Origin of the sequence: Proteus sp. CD3 (genome assembly GCF_008808075.1) — a bacterium.
Taxonomy (GTDB): domain Bacteria; phylum Pseudomonadota; class Gammaproteobacteria; order Enterobacterales; family Enterobacteriaceae; genus Proteus; species Proteus appendicitidis.
In genome coordinates, this window is the sequence record NZ_CP019686.1 from 1,613,631 (window position 1) to 1,630,450 (window position 16,820).

Below are 16,820 nucleotides of genomic sequence, written 5' to 3' on the forward strand. Positions count from 1 at the left end.
ATTTCTATTCTTGGATAATAAAGTTGTTATTTAAATTAGATATAAAGTGATTTTTATCACAACTCATCGTGATTGCTAAATTTGGTTTTAATCCACCTAAATAGCAGTCAACCGAGTCGGTAAATAAATGAAATAAACACCCTACCGCAATGGCTTTAAATTTCCATGATGGTAAAAATCCTATGCCTAAGTAAGCTAAGGCAGCCCAACCAGTATGTAATGGGTGAAAACCTACGCTACAACGGTTGGGATCAAAAATAGGTGTTGCTAACAAATGGTCAATATCAATAGCCATTGTTCCTATCATAAGCAATGAGGCTATCTTCCAATTCTTACGCCAGAAAAGATAGCCTAATAAAATAGGTGCTAAAAAGTGTAAACTGTAATGTAAAAGTGTTCTAACAATTTCAAGTATCACAAGATCCCCAATGTTCTAAAAATATTTGTTATTTAATTGCCAAATAGTTGTCATATCCTTTATTTGAACTAACTTTAAAGTAGTTTTTTAATTAAGGAATTTATAATGAAACGTAATAAAATATTGGTTGGTTTATTATCCTCATTACTTGTTGTTTCGGTAGCGAGTGAAGCCTGCTCTAGTTTGGCTATACTTGATAAAAATAATAACGTTTACCAAGGTAGAACACTTGAACTGACGGAAGATTTACCTTCATGGGTTACTTTTTATCCTAAAAATACACAATTCACAAAAAAAGCTCCTAATGGTGAAAATAGCCTAAGTTATAGCAATAAATATGACATATTAGCCGTTACAACAGATATCTTTTTTGACGGCGATGATCATAACTTATTACAAGGTTTAAATAGTGCAGGTTTGTCATTTAGCGCCAATATGATAACAGAAGCTGAATTATCACCGCTTGATAAAAAGGATTATGATAAAGCTATTCCCGTCACTTCGATAGGTGAATGGGCTTTAGCTAATTTTTCAACAGTTGAAGAAGTACAAAAAGCGGTTGAGTCAGGTTATTTTTGGGCCCCCGTGTTAAAAAACTTTGGCAATCTAAAATCACCTTTTCACTATGCCTTCTATGATAAAAAAGGTGGCAGTATTGTCGTTGAAGCCACAAACGGTAAATTACACGTTTATCAAAATCCAACCCGTGTAATGACAAATGGTCCAGACTTTCCTTGGCATTTAACTAACCTTAATAATTATAGTCAATTAACTAATATTGATAAATCTTCAGGTAAATTGGCTAATATCAATGTGGTACAGCCTGATAGCGGCATTGCAACATCTCAATTACCTTCATCAGATACGTCTGTCGGTCGTTTTATTCGCGCGGTTTATTTTTCAACCTACGCACCAACAGCCAAATCGACACCTGAAGCGATGAATACCCTTGCACACATTATGAATCGCTTTGATAGAACAAAAAATATCACGGTTGATATCATGGGAGAAAGTCAAAGCACCAATAATCAACCGCAAACGGAATACACTGTTTGGACAACGTTATCTGATTTAACAAATGGTGTAATGAAAATAAGAGGCTATAACGATTTCAACTATACCGAATATTCTCTTTCACAGTTTAAAGATATGAATAAACCTGTTTTTGAACAGATTAACTTGAATAAATAATCTTTCATCGTTACGTTAGAGGCTGGCGACTTATTATTAACGCCGCCTCTACTAAAATAACAATATATAAAAGAAATATTTTTAATGTGATGCTGAATTAGGCAATGCCCTATCTATTTCGCCTAATGCAAATGCTAAATCAACGGCTGCAATCTGTGATCCTGTATAGGCATCAATCTGAGACATTTGTGCATTTAATAATGCAATCTCTGCGGTATTAATTTCGGTTACGGTTCCCAATCCGTTACGGTAAAATTCTACACTGGCGGTATATGTTAATTGTGTTGTCTCGACTAAATTTTTAGACGCTTTATTTGCCTCAAGTGCCGACTTGAGAGTATTTTCGCTAATTGAAATCTCTTTTATTGCAAGATCTTGGCTTTTGCGTAAATTTTCTTGAGCTAGCCTAATTTCTGATTGTGCATTTGCCATTCTAGATTGACGTATTCCGCCTTCATATAATGGAATACTGACTCCAATCAAGATATTAGAAGATGACGTTCTTTGGCTAATATCAGGAAGTCCCTGAACATCAAAGCTACCAGTTCCTCCTGCAAGAGCACCAGCAAGATATACTTTAGGGAAATAGTCAGATTCGACAGAATTAGCAGCCTTAATTGCGGCTTGTTGTAATTCATACTGCGCTAAAACATCAGGACGTTGTGCAAGTGCTTTTTTTATCACATCATGAGTTAGTGGTGAAATATCATCAGGAAGAAAATTATCATCGGCATAATTAATGGTTATTTTTTCAAAAGGTGAAACGCCAATAGCAGACAATAAGATTTGATATTGATCTTTTTCATGACCTTTAGCTAACACGTTTTGTAATTCAATTTGTGCAACTTGTTGTTTTGCTAATGCCACATCCAATACGGTCGCTAATCCCTTCACTCGTTTTTGCTCAACGGCATATAAAATATCTTTACTTCTTTGAAGGGCTTTTTGAGTAATATTCACCTTTTTTTGTGCTGCACCATAGCTAAAATAGGCAACCGAAACATCATGAATAATTTTCTGATGCATCAGATTAAAATTAAGATTTATTGCTAATGAAGTATGTTTGGCAGCATCGACTAATGCTCCTCGTTTACCAAAATCAAAAATAAGCCATCTAAATGTGAGTGCTGGAATAAAAGCGCTACTAGATGTTTTTATATCATCAACAATAGGATTTTTAGGTAAATCAATTTTACCATGTTGATATCCTGCGAGTGCTGTTGCTGTGATAATTGGCAAATATGTGCTTTCTATCATACCGATATCTGTGGCAGATTTTTTTGCTAATTCCCATGCAATACGTGTGTCTGGGTTATTTTGTTGCCCTAAATCTATCAGATCAGCTAAAGCATAGTGAGATTTAACCATTCGTTCTTGAGGGAGCGATAAGTATTGCTCAGCAGGTGAGGAAAGATATTGAGTATTATCATAAGCGATAGGATTTTGAGAATACTGCTTAAATGAACTGCTTGTGTCAACGCAACCAACAAGTAATAGGCTTAATAGAGATGACAGAATATTTTTTTTATTATTAATAACTACTTTTATCATCATGAATTCTCTCTTATTAAATTTTTAAACACCAGCTCTCTTTCATCTGTGGGTAGCATTTTCATTTCTTTATTAAGAATGGTTTTCTTAAACTCATTTTTTGATTCTTCGCTAATATTTAAATGAGTGAGATCGTCTTCAAAAATAAACCTATGAGCATAATTATGATAACTAATATAAGAAATTTTATTTAACGACTCTTTAAAAAATAACATTAAATCCTTGTTTCTCTCTCTATTTTCTTTCTCAAAAATGAGTAAGTCTACATTATCTTTAGATTGTGTAATTGTTTCATTAACAGATGAAACTAAATCAAGCATGTCATCTTTATTGGGTGAATATCTTAAGTCTGTATAGTTATCTAAAAGAGTAGTAAATTGCTTATATATCGTATTAACAATACTTGAAGGCCATACTTTTGTGAAAATAATGTACATCACAATATTACCTAACAAAATGCCTAAAATACGATCAGAGACCACATCCATATCAAAACTAGGTTTAAATCCATGTAATGTTGTTAATAAAAATGCTAAACCGACTTGTACACCAGCATAAGAGATACGTTCATTACCAACAGCAACCCAAGCTGCAGGTAATAAGCAGAAAAAGATCAGCACCATCAATTCAAAAACATCAGATAAGTTAGGGATAATATAGAGCAGTGAAATCATGCCAATTAGCGCCCCAATTAGGCATCCGGTGATCCGTAATGTTAATTTATGAACTGTTTCACCAACAGATGTTAATGCTACAACATAACAAGTGATCATTGCAGTATGAATACCCTGCCATTTAAAATAATCATAAAAAATATAACATAGAATAGCGGCTATAGTAGTTTTTAAAGCGAAGTACTTATGATTAGGATTTGTAAATGCATCACTAACAAAAAAAGGTGTTTTTTTCTGTACCGGTTTAGTTTCTCTTTTATTAGATAAAATATTATCAAAAGTATTTAATAAATGAAGTTTGTTTATTGTATATTGAGATTGTTGTTTATCTTTTATTTTATCTATTTGATGATGTGTAAAACAATCGGCCATTTCTAAACATCTTTTAGAAAGAAGAAAACGTATAGAAGTTGGTGTGTCTTTATCAAAAGTTAATGACATAATTAATATTTTATAAGAGTTATCAATAATATTCTCTAACCATTGAATATCTTCTCTTCCCCGTAAATAAAATATTTTAATAAACATTAAATAACGTTTACATTCTGTTTGTGTACTCAGTAATTCACTAATTTCGAGTTGACTTTCTTTTCTTCCTAAAAAGAAATCACTTGCAGTAGAAAAGCGTGTGGCAATTCTGTTTAACAGTAATTTTCTTGGGCTAATGCCAACAAAGAAATTAAATAAAATAACCAATAACATTGGAGATACTGCCATCAGTAATGCATAAAGTAACGCTCTTGTTGCAACATCTCCTACAGGGATATCATCAATTAAAGTCATTAAAAAGGCGATAACTAAAGCGACTAAATTACCAATGTCACCAAGGCTACTGGCCGATGCTAAATACATAAAAACAGCTGAAAACAAAGCCATAAAAAAGAATCGTAAAATAATGTTTTGTATCGTGAGATTAAAAAGAACAAAGATAATACACACAACAATAGAACATAAAATAATTACGCCAACAGATAATAATATATTTTGTACAGCATCAGCTTTGATTAAATAGATAATTAAATAGCAACTTATTGCGGATTCGGGAATTTCATAAATCATCGCAATAGCAGCCATTAAGGCACAAAGCAATGCAATGCGCCAAGTAGTTGCTAAACGAAAATCAAAGGGTAACAAGTCTTTTTTGACTTGTTTCACTATTAGAGAGGGTTTAACAATCATCGTCGTTAGCTATTATATTGACAGTTGCTGTAGCGCCAACCCGCATAAGATCTTCTGGTGGATTGGTGATAGTGACTTTAACAGGAAACCGTTGTTGAACTCTAACCCAATTTAATGATTTAGGTACATAGGGCAAGTCTCTTGGGATATTAATAAGATCAGTTGACATGATCCCTCGGCTAATACCTTCTACTTTGCCTTTAATAGGGTGATTATTATCAATCATTGAATAAATAACGACACAGTTGCCTATTTTTATATTATTTAAATCGGTCTCTTTAAAATAAGCTGAAGCATACCAAGTATCAGTATCAATTAAGGTAAATACAGACTGTCCAGAAATAATAAATTCACCAGGTGATAGCACTAATCCAGCAACGTAACCATTGCTTGGCGCTTTTACTTCAGTATTACTTAATTCCCATTCAGCCATTGCCAATGAGGTTTTTAACGATTTCACTAATGCTACTTCTGAATCTGTATTATTAATTAAAGCTTCTGAGGCGACATTTTGTTTTTGTGCCTGTTTTAATGTGACTTCTGCATCATGTTTTAATGTTCTGGCATCATCAACTTGTTGTGCGGTCACAAATCCTTTTGCTAATAATGGCTCTAATCTATTGAGTGATTGAGTCGCTAATAACAAATTGACTTGAGCACGTTTTATTTGTGCTTCTGCAACCTCTGAATTTGATGTTTCTGCAATAATAATACGTTGTTTGTTACTTAATGTTGCTTCAGCAATCATGAGTTGTTCTTTTGCTTGTTGAACTCTTAATGCGTACATAGTGGGATCGATAGTAAAGAGTAAATCCCCTTTATTAACCTTGCTATTTTCTTTGACGTAAATAGCACTAATTCGACCTGGCACAGTTGATGATATGTTAATTTTGTTAGCGTCAATTATTGCATCTTCACTGAGTGGGTTTAACGCTGATAATTGAATATTTTTCCACAATAAGATGAGTGTAATCACAAAAACACTCACCGTGATTATAAGCGCCAGCTTTTTTTTGCTTTTTTTATCCATAATTTAGTAAGAAAAATAAAATAAAGAGATAGTTAAAGAAATTGATAACAATATTGCAAAATAAAAGATTAAAGGAAGTGGCAATTTATCATCAATACCCCAATAGATAAGTAACACACGTATGACAAAAGCTCCTAATAAGCCGATAAATGTACATAACATCCAATACGGGAAATAGGAGCCTAACATACTAATAAAAGGAGAATGGCCTCGAGAACAACCTGATAACAGCAATATCATTATGCTCAAGCTAGTAATACGATAATATTTTTTTATTCTATCCAAGGTAATACACTCGTCATTTTACGATAAATTTTATGGTTCGTTTTCAACAAGATAGTGTTTTTATTTATAGTATTTAATCAATGAATTAATCTAATACAATCCATCAAATAGATGTTAGATGTTTTTTATCTATCAATCCATAGCATTATCTTAAATTTTTTATTGAAAGCAGGACTCCATTTTCAAATATGGTTGTAATTATGGGCGTTACATGATTTTAAGAGTATAGTAGTCAATCTTTCAGTCAGACTAGATATAACAATTTTTATTATGGAATCAGCGTTTTCTGCTCAAAACATTCGACATATTCTTGCTAATAACACATCGATTATTGATGTGCGTGCGCCTATTGAATTTAATCAAGGCGCGATCCCTCATGCTATCAATTTGCCTTTAATGAATGATGAAGAGCGTGCTGCTGTGGGGACTTGTTATAAACAGCAAGGTTCACAAAAAGCGGTTGCTTTAGGGCATCAATTGGTGAGTGGTGAAATTCGTGATAACCGTATTGCAGCTTGGCGTGAAGCTTGTGAGCAATTTCCTAATGGTTATATTTGCTGCGCTCGAGGAGGAATGCGTTCTCATATAGTTCAGCAATGGCTTAAAGAAATAGGTGTAGATTATCCATTAATTGAAGGCGGATATAAGGCGCTAAGACAGGCTGTTATTGAAATGACCAATGAATTGGTTCAACGACCTATTATTTTAATTGGTGGATGTACCGGCAATGGAAAAACGACTTTAGTGCGTTCGTTACCTGAAGGTATTGATCTTGAAGGTATTGCACACCATCGAGGTTCATCTTTTGGTCGTACTATAGAAGATCAATTTCCTCAAGCTACCTTTGAAAATCATCTTGGTATTGAAATGTTGAAGAAAGCATCTAAATATACACGATGGGTACTTGAGGATGAAGGTCGCGCTATTGGTGCTAATGGATTGCCTGAATGTTTACGAGCAAAAATGGCTGAGGCATCAATAGTTGTTGTTGATGATCCCTTAGAGCGTCGCATAGAACGTTTGAAGGCAGAATATTTTGATCGCATGACACATGATTATTTGGAAGCATATGGCGAAGAAAAAGGCTGGCAAGCTTACAGTGATTATTTGCATCATGGTTTATTTGCTATCCGCCGCCGATTAGGCTCTCAAAGAGCAACAGAATTAACTCAGTTGCTAGATAATGCCCTAGAAATACAGAAAAAAGAGTCTAGCACAGAGGCGCATTTTTCTTGGTTAACACCTTTACTTAAAGAGTATTACGATCCTATGTATCGTTACCAATTAAGCAAAAAGGAAGATAAAATTATTTACCAAGGAAGTTATGAAGAAGTCATGCAGTGGTTTAACAATAAGTAGATAGCTAAGATTTCTGGTATTAAATGTATATACCAAAGCAAATACCCAAAAAACACCCAAAAAACACCAAAGAAAAGCCCCGTAAAAATTATATTACGGGGCTTTTTTTAGCAATAACCAGCGGTATTACTTATTTCTTAGTACGATATAACCCTATTCCTAAGATAATCATTAAACCAAAGAAAAAAGGAACTGCTAAAGAAAGCTCAAGGAAAATAAACCGATTAATGTTAATTCCCTGCCCTTTATTTGAGAGTTGTAAAGCTAAAGGCAAAGCACATAATCCAGACAGAAAACCAATTCCAATTAAGCGATATAACTTAGTACGGTTCTCTTTTTGTGTTAGGTAGTCTTGTTTGCGCTGATATTGAATGTATTTCCAACATAAATAAAGAAGCCCTAATACAGAGCCTAAATGTTGTAATAATTTATAAATAGCAATCTCTTGGCTATCTGTCATTCCTTGTAATAATTGTGCTTGTAGTACAGAAAAAAATCTGACGGCGGTTCCTGTTTCGTGAGTAAAAGAATCCCACACAATATGTGTTACTGCGCCAATATACAGGGATAAAACAAATAGACTAAATGCTCGAATATTGGGTTTTATCGGCTCATATAAAGGAATGGGTGATACGTATTTCAATGGCTCTCGCAATAAATAATTTAGCGCAAAGACCAGTAAACAAAAAGGAAATGCAGTATAAAACCAGCCTAATAAATCATGTGCCGTTGTGGCTGATTGATATAAACCAAAAGAATAGAGTAAATCAGGTGAAGTGCTTCCTACAATAAGTGCAGGTAAACTAAGGTTTCTTCCTATACGGGACTGTTTTATGGGGAAAACAATGGAAGGATGGGAAAAAGTCCACGGCATAGGAATATCTCTATAATATGAAGATGAATAACTAAAATTAGTACGAGTATATCAGTAGATTAGCTAAACTTTATCTGATATCACAACGATTATTAAGATTAAAATCATTCATGGTGGTTAATATAAATGAGATATATCCTCCTTGTGATGGCATGACCATTTTTGATAATGGAATAAATATATTATTTCCAAAATGGAAATTAGAGATTGCTTTTTTGTCATTAGGTATCAGTTTCTTTGACGACTAGAATGCCTCTTCATCAGAATAATTGAGGTGGCTGGATGACAAAATATATCCTTTTTAGCTTTTGTTTAGTACTTATTTATCCTCTTGGTGTGGATTTACATTTAACCGGTTTAACGGCAATAGCCAGTGATTTAGGGGCATCAGAAGCGACATTACATCAAGCTTTTTCAATTTATTTAATGGGCATGGTTTCAGCCATGTTAGTTGCAGGATGGTGTAGTGATAATTTAGGGCGTAAGCCTGTTATATTGCTCGGTACAGTTATTTTCTTATTGGCATCATTTTATGCGGGAATTTCGATAACGGAAAATAACTTTTTGATCGCACGTTTTTTTCAGGGAATTGGTGCTGGGTTTTGTTATGTTGTTACCTTTGCGATATTGCGAGATACATTAGCGGAAAAACAACGCGCTAAAGTTCTTTCTATGATAAATGGCATTACTTGTATTATTCCAGTATTAGCGCCTGTTTTAGGTTTTCTGATCTTGTTAAAGTTTAAATGGCCAGTGATGTTTTATGCCATGGCAATCTATGGGCTATTAATCTTTATTTATTGTTTCTTTGGAATAAAAGAAACTAAACCAAAGCAATGTGCTAAAAGCAAAAGTAACAAAATTACTGGCGAATCTTTCTTAAATAGTTTCTTTTTAAGTCGCTTACTTATTTCGTGCTTAGGAATGAGCGTGATCCTGACTTATGTTAATATCTCTCCAATCGTAATTATGCAGCAAATGCATTACACCACTGGGCAGTATTCAACAGTAATTACATTGCTTTCAATGGTCAGTATGGCAACTTCGTTTATGATGCCTAAAATATTAACAAAATTTCGTTATGAAACTATTTTGTATACTGGCTTATCGAGCTTTTTAGGTGCCGTTATTTTTCTTTTTATTGGAAAAAATAGTGATCCTCGTTGGTTCTTTGCTTCATTTTCATTATGTGGTGCGGGGTTTGCACTGTTATTTGGTATTATTATGAGCCAAGCGCTCTCTCCGTTTAGTCAGCGTGCGGGGCTTGCCAGTTCGATTTTAGGGATTTCGCAATTGAGTTTTGCCTCTCTCTATATCTGGACTATGGGATGGTTGGGAATATCTGCAATTAATATGCTGATGGTTATATTATCTGTTAGTTGCCTTATTGGTTTTACCTTTTTGCATCTCTTTCGTTCTTCAGGACAACAACAAAAGGTAAATTGTGATGCATAAGCCATTACATCGAATAGACTTGAATTTATTAGTTATTCTGCAAATTCTTTTACAAGAGCGCAGTGTGACATTAACTGCAAAATGGTTGTCTATTTCGCCTTCAGCAGTCAGTAAAGCATTGGCTAAATTACGGGTTTGGTTTGGTTTGATGATCCCCTTTTCGTTCGTAGCCCTCAAGGATTAATTCCTACACCTTTAACACTAAGTATTGAAGAATCGCTTTCTGATTTTATTAATATTGGTAACCATATTGCGGGCAAGCAAAATAGTGAAACGCCTAAAGGCGTTCATTTCAGTTTAATATTAGAATCTCCTTTACATCAGGTGCTATTAAATCGATTTCCTCTGGAAATATTGAATTATTATCCTCAATCAATGGTGCAAATACGAAATTGGGAATATAACTCGCTATCAAGCATTATTGATGGTGATGCTGATATTGCTTTTTTAGGTCGTGAATATTACTCAGGCTCTAAAGAGGCGTTACATTTATTACCTGAAGTCATCGATTGTGAGGAGCTTTTTAGTGATACCCCATTGGTTTATGTGCGAAAAGGTCATCCTTTATTCCAAGAGCCTTGGAATTTAGAGACATTTTTGCGCTATTCTCATATTTCAACAGAATATGATAAACGTGCGCATTGGGCGCTAGATGATATATTGGCAGAGCATGGCCGTTTACGTAATATTGCGATAACTTACACGTCATTTGAGCAAACTTTATTTACAATCTCTCAACCAAATCATGAACTTATTACTTGCTTGCCTGGATATTGCGCCCATTATATCTCTCAAGCTTTACCTAATTTAGTCACATTGCCTATCCCATTGCCAGACAGTGTTTCTAAACAACTTGATATTTCATTTATTTTACTATGGCATAAGCGTCATGCGTATAACTCTAAAGTGCTGTGGTTAAGAGAAACTATCAAAAAGAGTGTTAATCAGTTTATGCAGAAAAATACCCATTAAAAGTTTTACTACTATTTATTTAGCTATTTAGCTATTTAGTTTCTTTTGTGTTTACTAAAAATTATAGTCAATAAATATGATAAAAAATATAAAACTAGTTCTTCTTGAAAATAGAAAAAGGTGCAAATGCACCTTCTTCTATTTTACTTTTAAATTTAGATGAGAAAAATTATAACCCCATAACTTGTCTATTTTTAGGATAAGAAAGAGTGTAATTTAGAGGTAATGATTTTTCCTCTTTTGCACCTAATGTGATATCCCACTTAATTTCACCAGTATCTTTATCAAGTACGCCATCTTTATAAACGGCATCTGTTACATTGATATTGTTTTCTTGACTAAGTGGTAGTTGATCGTAAATAGTTACTTTTACAGGAGAACTGTAAGTGTTTCTTACTTTAATGGTATAACTTTCTTTTTGTTCAATTGTAGTGCCAATAAAAATAGGTTCTTTTCTTATCTTCTCATTGTTAATGCGGCTAATTTGAATATTTTTATCTACCCCAAACGGAATGCTAAGTAATTCTGTTAATTCGTTAGTATTAATATAACTATTACCCACAAAGCTATTCATATAGTAGATATTCGCGCGGCCATCGAGTAAATTCAAGTTTTCCCAATCTTTTACTTCAGCTTGTAAATAGACTTCTTCAACTAATTTTGGCGTCGTTAAATAGCGATAATCGGCAACAACTTCTTTTTGATTAATCACTAATGTATTAGGTTCTGTGCTATTTTTTAAGCTGTAAGGTAGCGCGATAGCATGGCTTAAATTAATCCCGTTATTATTGGTGGTTACGTAACGAGTCACTCCTTTACTTAATCGCTCTCTTGGTGCTTCACTCATTGCTTCTAATGCGGGAGCTGGCATTGCCATCTTCATATCACTAGATTGTCTGAATTTCGCAGTGTTATTATAAAGAGACAAATACCAAGGTGATAAGGTTGGCGCAGTGATATTAAGTGATGGATTAGTGGATGTTAAAACCAGTTTTACTTTATCCCAATTTAGACCTGTATTTTGAATAACGTCTGCCTTGTAGGTGAGCAATATCGGCTTATCCATTCCTTGGCTTCGAATATCATAAGCGGGTGACCATCCAGCATCTGGTGTTATATAAGAAATACGCATTTTACTGGTTAGGTTTTTTGATGTGCCTAAAGATAAAACAATTTGCGTTTTCTCTTTTGTAATAATTGGCATATCAATTTCTAATTGGCGCGTTAATTCTTCTAATTGCTCGGTGAGTTCAGCTATCTCTTCTCGAGCTGCTTTTTGTTGATTAAGAATAGAGGTCATTTTTTGGCTAATAAAATCAAATTTTTGTGATGATTGTTCTAATGTTTGAGTATCACCATAACCAAAGAAAGATTGATCTTTAAGTAATGCAATTTGCTCATCGCCCACATTAATATTGATATTTAATACTTCAATTCTCTTATTAATATCTTTCTGTTTTTCTATCAATACTGCAATTGCAGAGGGATAACTAGGGGCAATAGGCGTTTTTTTAACGTTAATGGTATTAATAATCACATCGTCATTATCAATGCTAATTGACAAGCTTTTAGGGTCAATATTGTTTGCAACATTGGATAAAACAACTTCACTCTGCCCTGCCGGTAAATTGAGAGTGACGTTATTATCGAGTTCGGCACCCCGTAGAAAAATAGTTGCTTGGTCGAGTTTTATCTCATAATTAAGTGGTTTAGTGGGATCTACTGAATTGATCTCATTAGCAAAAGCACTAGTTGAACTAATAATAGATAATGCAATAAGCGATAACGTTAGTCTATTGGGTTTAATCATCATTTTCATTCTATCCATAGTTGATGAGCAGTATTAGTAAGAACGGCAAAATAGAGATGCACTGTTGTACAAGTATATTTAGATAGTATTGCATCTCTAATAAATTAGATAACAGAATAAACTTAAAGATCTAATTGTGTGAAAGTGAAAAGAATAGATAAAACAGCATGTTAGTGTTTTTATTTAAATGAATATTTAAATAATAAGGATTATCTTAATGATAGAGAGATATTTCGCTTTTATTAGCTTTATCTAGTCTTGTTTAGATAAGAATAAGAGAAAAACTTCACAAATAAACAATAAAAAAGGCAGTTTGAAAATAAACTGCCTAAGATAAAAATATTGTTATCGATTTTTATTTAACAACTTCACCACTGTCGATAACCGTTTTACGCACTTTATCAGAGAAATCTTGTGCTTCTTTAATAATGGCTTTTTCATCAACTGTTAATAATTGGCGATCTTCCATTAAGATTTTTCCATCAACAATGGTATGGCGAACATTACTTCCATTTGCACCATAAACTAATGCTGCATAAGGGCTATACATTGGCACCATGTTAGGCGATTTAGTATCGACAACGATAATATCAGCAAGTTTGCCTGATTCTAAAGATCCCAGTTTATCTTCCATATGTAATACTTTTGCTGACCCCATTGTTGCTAGTTCTACAACAGTTAATGGTGGCATTGCAGCACGATCTTTATTCTCTAATTTATGGATTTTACCCACAAGATTTAGCTCATTCATGGTCGTGAGTGTGTTACTTGACATTGGACCATCAGTTCCTAAACCTACACGAACACCTTTTTCTAGCATTGCAACGACTGGTGCGACACCTTTCGCTGATTTAGTATTTGCGCTGATATTATGGGCAACACCAACATCATATTTTTTCAGTAAATCAATATCTTTATCATCGACCATAATTGCGTGAGCCGCGATAACTTTATTATTTAACGCTCCGATATCTGCCATATATTGAACGGGGCTTTTACCGCCAGTACGTTTAGCGATTTCTTCTTGTTCACGATCGGTTTCCGCTAAATGGATCATAACAGGAACATCAAGTTCTATTGATAACTTAGCAATTTTCTGAAGATTTTCTGTGGTATTTGTATAAGGAGCATGTGGTGCAAATGCGGGAATAATACGAGGATGATCTTTATATTCTTTAATAAAGTTTACTGCGTATTGGATACCCTCTTCTGGTGTTTTTGCATCAGCAACAGGGAAATTAATAACAGATTCTCCTAATACTGCACGATTACCCATTTTATCAACCGTTTTGGCTACTTCATCTTCGAAATAATACATATCAACGTAAGTTGTTACGCCACCTTTTACCATTTCGATATTGGCAAGATCAGCACCTACTCTGACCATTTCACGAGAAACCATTTTGCTTTCAAGTGGAAAAATATAACGGTGAAGTCTGTCTGGCACATCATCGGCCAATGAACGAAATACAGTCATTGAACCGTGAGTGTGGGTATTAATTAAACCCGGCATCACAATATCACCATCAACATCTAATACTTTATTGGCTTGATATTCTTTAGAAAGTTCCGGGCCACCAACGGCAATAATTTTATTTTCTTTTACGACAACAGTACCCTGTTCAATGATTTTATTTTGCTGATCCATAGTTAGAACAGTACCGTCAACTATCATCAAATCAGCCTGTTTTGCCGCATAACTAGAAAAGGAGACCGCCATTACAGCCAAAGCAAGCATAGATTTAGAAAATGACATCATTACCTCTCGTCTTGATGGGAAAATTTCCCTAAGATTATAAATAAATTCATTGGCTTTTAATATCAATTGAAAGTGAACGAGATCACCGAATAAATAATTAATTGAAGTTATTATCGCATTTGTTTACTGATTTAAATTAAGCGCGCTTTTTCTGTTGTAAAAGCCACTTATCTAATTCATTCGCAAAAAGTTGGCGGTCACGTTGACTTAAACTTGCGGGTCCTCCAGTTTGAATACCGCTTGCTCTCATCGTATCCATAAAATCACGTATATTTAAACGCTCACGGATCGTTGCGTCAGTATAACGTTCACCTCTTGGATTTAGCGCTACTGCGCCCTTTTCTATGACTTCGGCAGCTAATGGAATATCCGCGGTAATAACTAAGTCATCTTTATTGGTGCGGCGGACAATTTCGTTATCAGTAACATCAAATCCAGCAGAAACCTGTAATGTGCGTAAAAAAGGTGATGCAGGTACAATTAATCGTTGATTCGCAACAAAAGTAATAATCACTTTTTCTCTATCTGCGGCACGATATAACACTTCTTTGATTACTTTTGGACATGCATCAGCATCAACCCATATAGGCATAACAACACTCTCTTTATTATTCGGTATTAAATGGTCTGTATTTATGGCGTTTAAAATAACACATTAATACTAACTAAGTGATTGAAGCTTTACTCTTTCTCGTTTTTCTGACTGTTGATTAGCCCATATACTGAGTAATATCACGATCATCCCCAATATTTGTAAACTTGTTAATTGTTGTCCTAGCAATGCCCAACCTAAAATAACCGCGCTTAGCGGGCTTAAAAAGCCTAATGATGCCACAGAGCTTGGACCTAATAATGCTAATCCCCTAAACCAGAAAATATAGGTTAATGCTCCACCAATTAAGGCTAAATAAGCCAAGCCTAAAAGGTTAATACCTGTTAATGAAGGTAATGCGGGTTCAAATAATAAGGCAAAAGGTAATAATACAGCACCACCAGCGGTTAATTGCCAAGCTGTAAAAGTTAAAGGTGTAACAGGCGGTTGCCAACGACGACTTAATACAGTACCCGCAGCCATAGAAAGTGCGCCTCCTAATCCTGCAATTATTCCGATAGGATCAAGTGCTGCATTCGGTGTCAAAATGAGTATTGCTACACCCAAAATACCCCCTAATGCGGCTGAAATAGATAACCATGATAGGCGCGTTTGTAATAACCAACGAGATAAAAATAAGACAATTAAAGGCTGCACTGCCCCTACTGTTGCAGCCACACCGCCGGGTAAACGATAGGCTGAAATAAATAATAACCACCAGAACAGTGAGAAATTTAAAATACCTAAAATAATGACACGTAGCCACCATATACCTTGTGGCAGTTGTCTCATGATGATTAATAATAAAATTCCTGCTGGTAATGCACGCAATGCAGCTAATGTCATGGGAACATTAGCTGGCAACATTTCCGTTGTCACAATATAAGTGCTCCCCCATACAATGGGAGCCAATGCCGTTAATAGTAATGTTGTGTATCGATTCATAAAATCACTCGTTTAGTGGTTACTGAACTAATTTATCTTGAGGTCAAGATAAATTGATAATACCTTGACGTCAAGATAAATAATTGACATGATGAATGCATGGATAGAATCGATAAAATTACTAAGCAATGGCAGCGCGAGCGCCCTGATCTTGATATTAGCCCGATGGGATTAATTGGACGATTGGGGAATGTTACTTTGCATCTTTCCCGCGAAATGGAGAAAGTTTTCTCCCAATTCGGCTTAAACACATCAAGTTTTGATGTTCTTGCTACATTACGGCGCTCAGGAGAGCCTTACACCCTTTCTCCAGGTGAAATGCTATCAACCCTGATGGTTACATCAGGCACGATGACAAATCGTATTGATCAATTAGAAAAAGCGGGTTGGGTTATTCGTAAAGTTAATCCGGAAGATGGACGTGGTTTTTTAGTTTCGCTAACACCGCAAGGTCTGGAATTAATCAATCAAGTGATAGAAGCACACACTGAAAATCAAAAACGTTTAGTCTCTGGTTTATCACAACAAGAGCAACAAACATTAAATCAATTACTTAAAGTTTTTCTTAACTCGTTAGAATAGCGTTTTATTTTCTGTTATTAATTTTACCTCTCTTAATAACGAGGATACGTAAGAATAAGCCCCCTATATTCTTACTTATCCTCTTTTCTTTATTTGCTTAAAAACCCTTCTTTTTGTGCCATTTTTGTTTATTTAAGCATCCAA

14 protein-coding genes and 1 pseudogene are annotated in these 16,820 nt (G+C 34.6%); 5 read left to right on the forward strand and 10 right to left on the reverse strand.

Features of this window, described 5'->3' with window-relative positions:
- Positions 1-4: 4 nt before the first annotated feature.
- Positions 5-418 carry a DUF6122 family protein gene (locus tag BTA34_RS07440; RefSeq protein ID WP_151435102.1) on the reverse strand — a complete coding sequence of 138 codons (414 nt, stop codon included), beginning with the start codon at positions 416-418 and terminating at the stop codon, positions 5-7.
- Positions 419-520: 102 nt separating this feature from the next.
- On the opposite strand from BTA34_RS07440, the gene BTA34_RS07445 reads away from it, so the two are divergent.
- The gene (locus tag BTA34_RS07445; RefSeq protein ID WP_265576325.1) at positions 521-1,609 is read left to right on the forward strand and encodes a linear amide C-N hydrolase; all 1,089 of its coding nucleotides are present in this window, start codon (positions 521-523) and stop codon (positions 1,607-1,609) included.
- An 81-nt stretch (positions 1,610-1,690) separates the two neighbouring features.
- Here BTA34_RS07445 and BTA34_RS07450 read toward each other — a convergent pair whose 3' ends face one another.
- The 4 genes from BTA34_RS07450 to BTA34_RS18350 are packed head-to-tail and all read right to left on the reverse strand — an operon-like array spanning position 1,691 to position 6,283.
- A complete protein-coding gene (locus BTA34_RS07450) occupies positions 1,691-3,163 on the reverse strand; it encodes a TolC family protein (protein ID WP_151435104.1) in 1,473 nt (490 codons plus the stop codon).
- Positions 3,160-5,013: an FUSC family protein gene (locus BTA34_RS07455; protein ID WP_151435105.1), complete on the reverse strand. Its 1,854-nt coding sequence runs from the start codon at positions 5,011-5,013 to the stop codon at positions 3,160-3,162. The genes BTA34_RS07450 and BTA34_RS07455 overlap by 4 nt, the downstream gene beginning before the upstream one ends.
- Positions 5,003-6,043: a multidrug transporter subunit MdtN gene (gene mdtN / locus BTA34_RS07460; protein WP_151435106.1), complete on the reverse strand. Its 1,041-nt coding sequence runs from the start codon at positions 6,041-6,043 to the stop codon at positions 5,003-5,005. The genes BTA34_RS07455 and mdtN overlap by 11 nt, the downstream gene beginning before the upstream one ends.
- Positions 6,044-6,046: 3 nt before the next feature.
- On the reverse strand, positions 6,047-6,283 hold the full coding sequence (locus BTA34_RS18350; RefSeq protein ID WP_322618352.1) for a YtcA family lipoprotein: 237 nt from the start codon (positions 6,281-6,283) through the stop codon (positions 6,047-6,049).
- A gap of 315 nt (positions 6,284-6,598) precedes the next feature.
- Between BTA34_RS18350 and mnmH the strand changes: the two genes are divergently transcribed.
- Positions 6,599-7,687 carry a tRNA 2-selenouridine(34) synthase MnmH gene (gene mnmH / locus BTA34_RS07470; RefSeq protein WP_151435108.1) on the forward strand — a complete coding sequence of 363 codons (1,089 nt, stop codon included), beginning with the start codon at positions 6,599-6,601 and terminating at the stop codon, positions 7,685-7,687.
- Between the two features lie 130 nt (positions 7,688-7,817).
- Here the strand turns inward: mnmH and BTA34_RS07475 are convergent, their stop codons facing one another.
- Positions 7,818-8,561 carry a DUF4184 family protein gene (locus BTA34_RS07475; protein WP_151435109.1) on the reverse strand — a complete coding sequence of 248 codons (744 nt, stop codon included), beginning with the start codon at positions 8,559-8,561 and terminating at the stop codon, positions 7,818-7,820.
- A 282-nt stretch (positions 8,562-8,843) separates the two neighbouring features.
- On the opposite strand from BTA34_RS07475, the gene BTA34_RS07480 reads away from it, so the two are divergent.
- Positions 8,844-10,016, forward strand: a complete 1,173-nt coding sequence (locus tag BTA34_RS07480; RefSeq protein WP_151435110.1) for an MFS transporter — start codon at positions 8,844-8,846, stop codon at positions 10,014-10,016.
- Positions 10,009-10,988: pseudogene (gene yidZ, locus BTA34_RS07485) on the forward strand (HTH-type transcriptional regulator YidZ). Before BTA34_RS07480 ends, yidZ begins: the two are co-directional and overlap by 8 nt.
- Before the next feature lie 169 nt (positions 10,989-11,157).
- Here yidZ and BTA34_RS07490 read toward each other — a convergent pair.
- From BTA34_RS07490 to BTA34_RS07505, 4 genes are all read right to left on the reverse strand, one after another.
- Positions 11,158-12,801 carry a DUF4139 domain-containing protein gene (locus tag BTA34_RS07490; protein WP_265576296.1) on the reverse strand — a complete coding sequence of 548 codons (1,644 nt, stop codon included), beginning with the start codon at positions 12,799-12,801 and terminating at the stop codon, positions 11,158-11,160.
- Between the two features lie 352 nt (positions 12,802-13,153).
- A complete protein-coding gene (locus tag BTA34_RS07495; protein ID WP_109374035.1) occupies positions 13,154-14,554 on the reverse strand; it encodes an amidohydrolase in 1,401 nt (466 codons plus the stop codon).
- Positions 14,555-14,693: 139 nt separating this feature from the next.
- A complete protein-coding gene (locus BTA34_RS07500) occupies positions 14,694-15,149 on the reverse strand; it encodes a YaiI/YqxD family protein (protein ID WP_151435112.1) in 456 nt (151 codons plus the stop codon).
- Between the two features lie 69 nt (positions 15,150-15,218).
- Positions 15,219-16,094: an EamA family transporter gene (locus BTA34_RS07505; protein ID WP_151435113.1), complete on the reverse strand. Its 876-nt coding sequence runs from the start codon at positions 16,092-16,094 to the stop codon at positions 15,219-15,221.
- Between the two features lie 99 nt (positions 16,095-16,193).
- On the opposite strand from BTA34_RS07505, the gene BTA34_RS07510 reads away from it, so the two are divergent.
- Positions 16,194-16,676 carry a MarR family winged helix-turn-helix transcriptional regulator gene (locus BTA34_RS07510; protein ID WP_151435114.1) on the forward strand — a complete coding sequence of 161 codons (483 nt, stop codon included), beginning with the start codon at positions 16,194-16,196 and terminating at the stop codon, positions 16,674-16,676.
- Positions 16,677-16,820 lie beyond the last annotated feature (144 nt).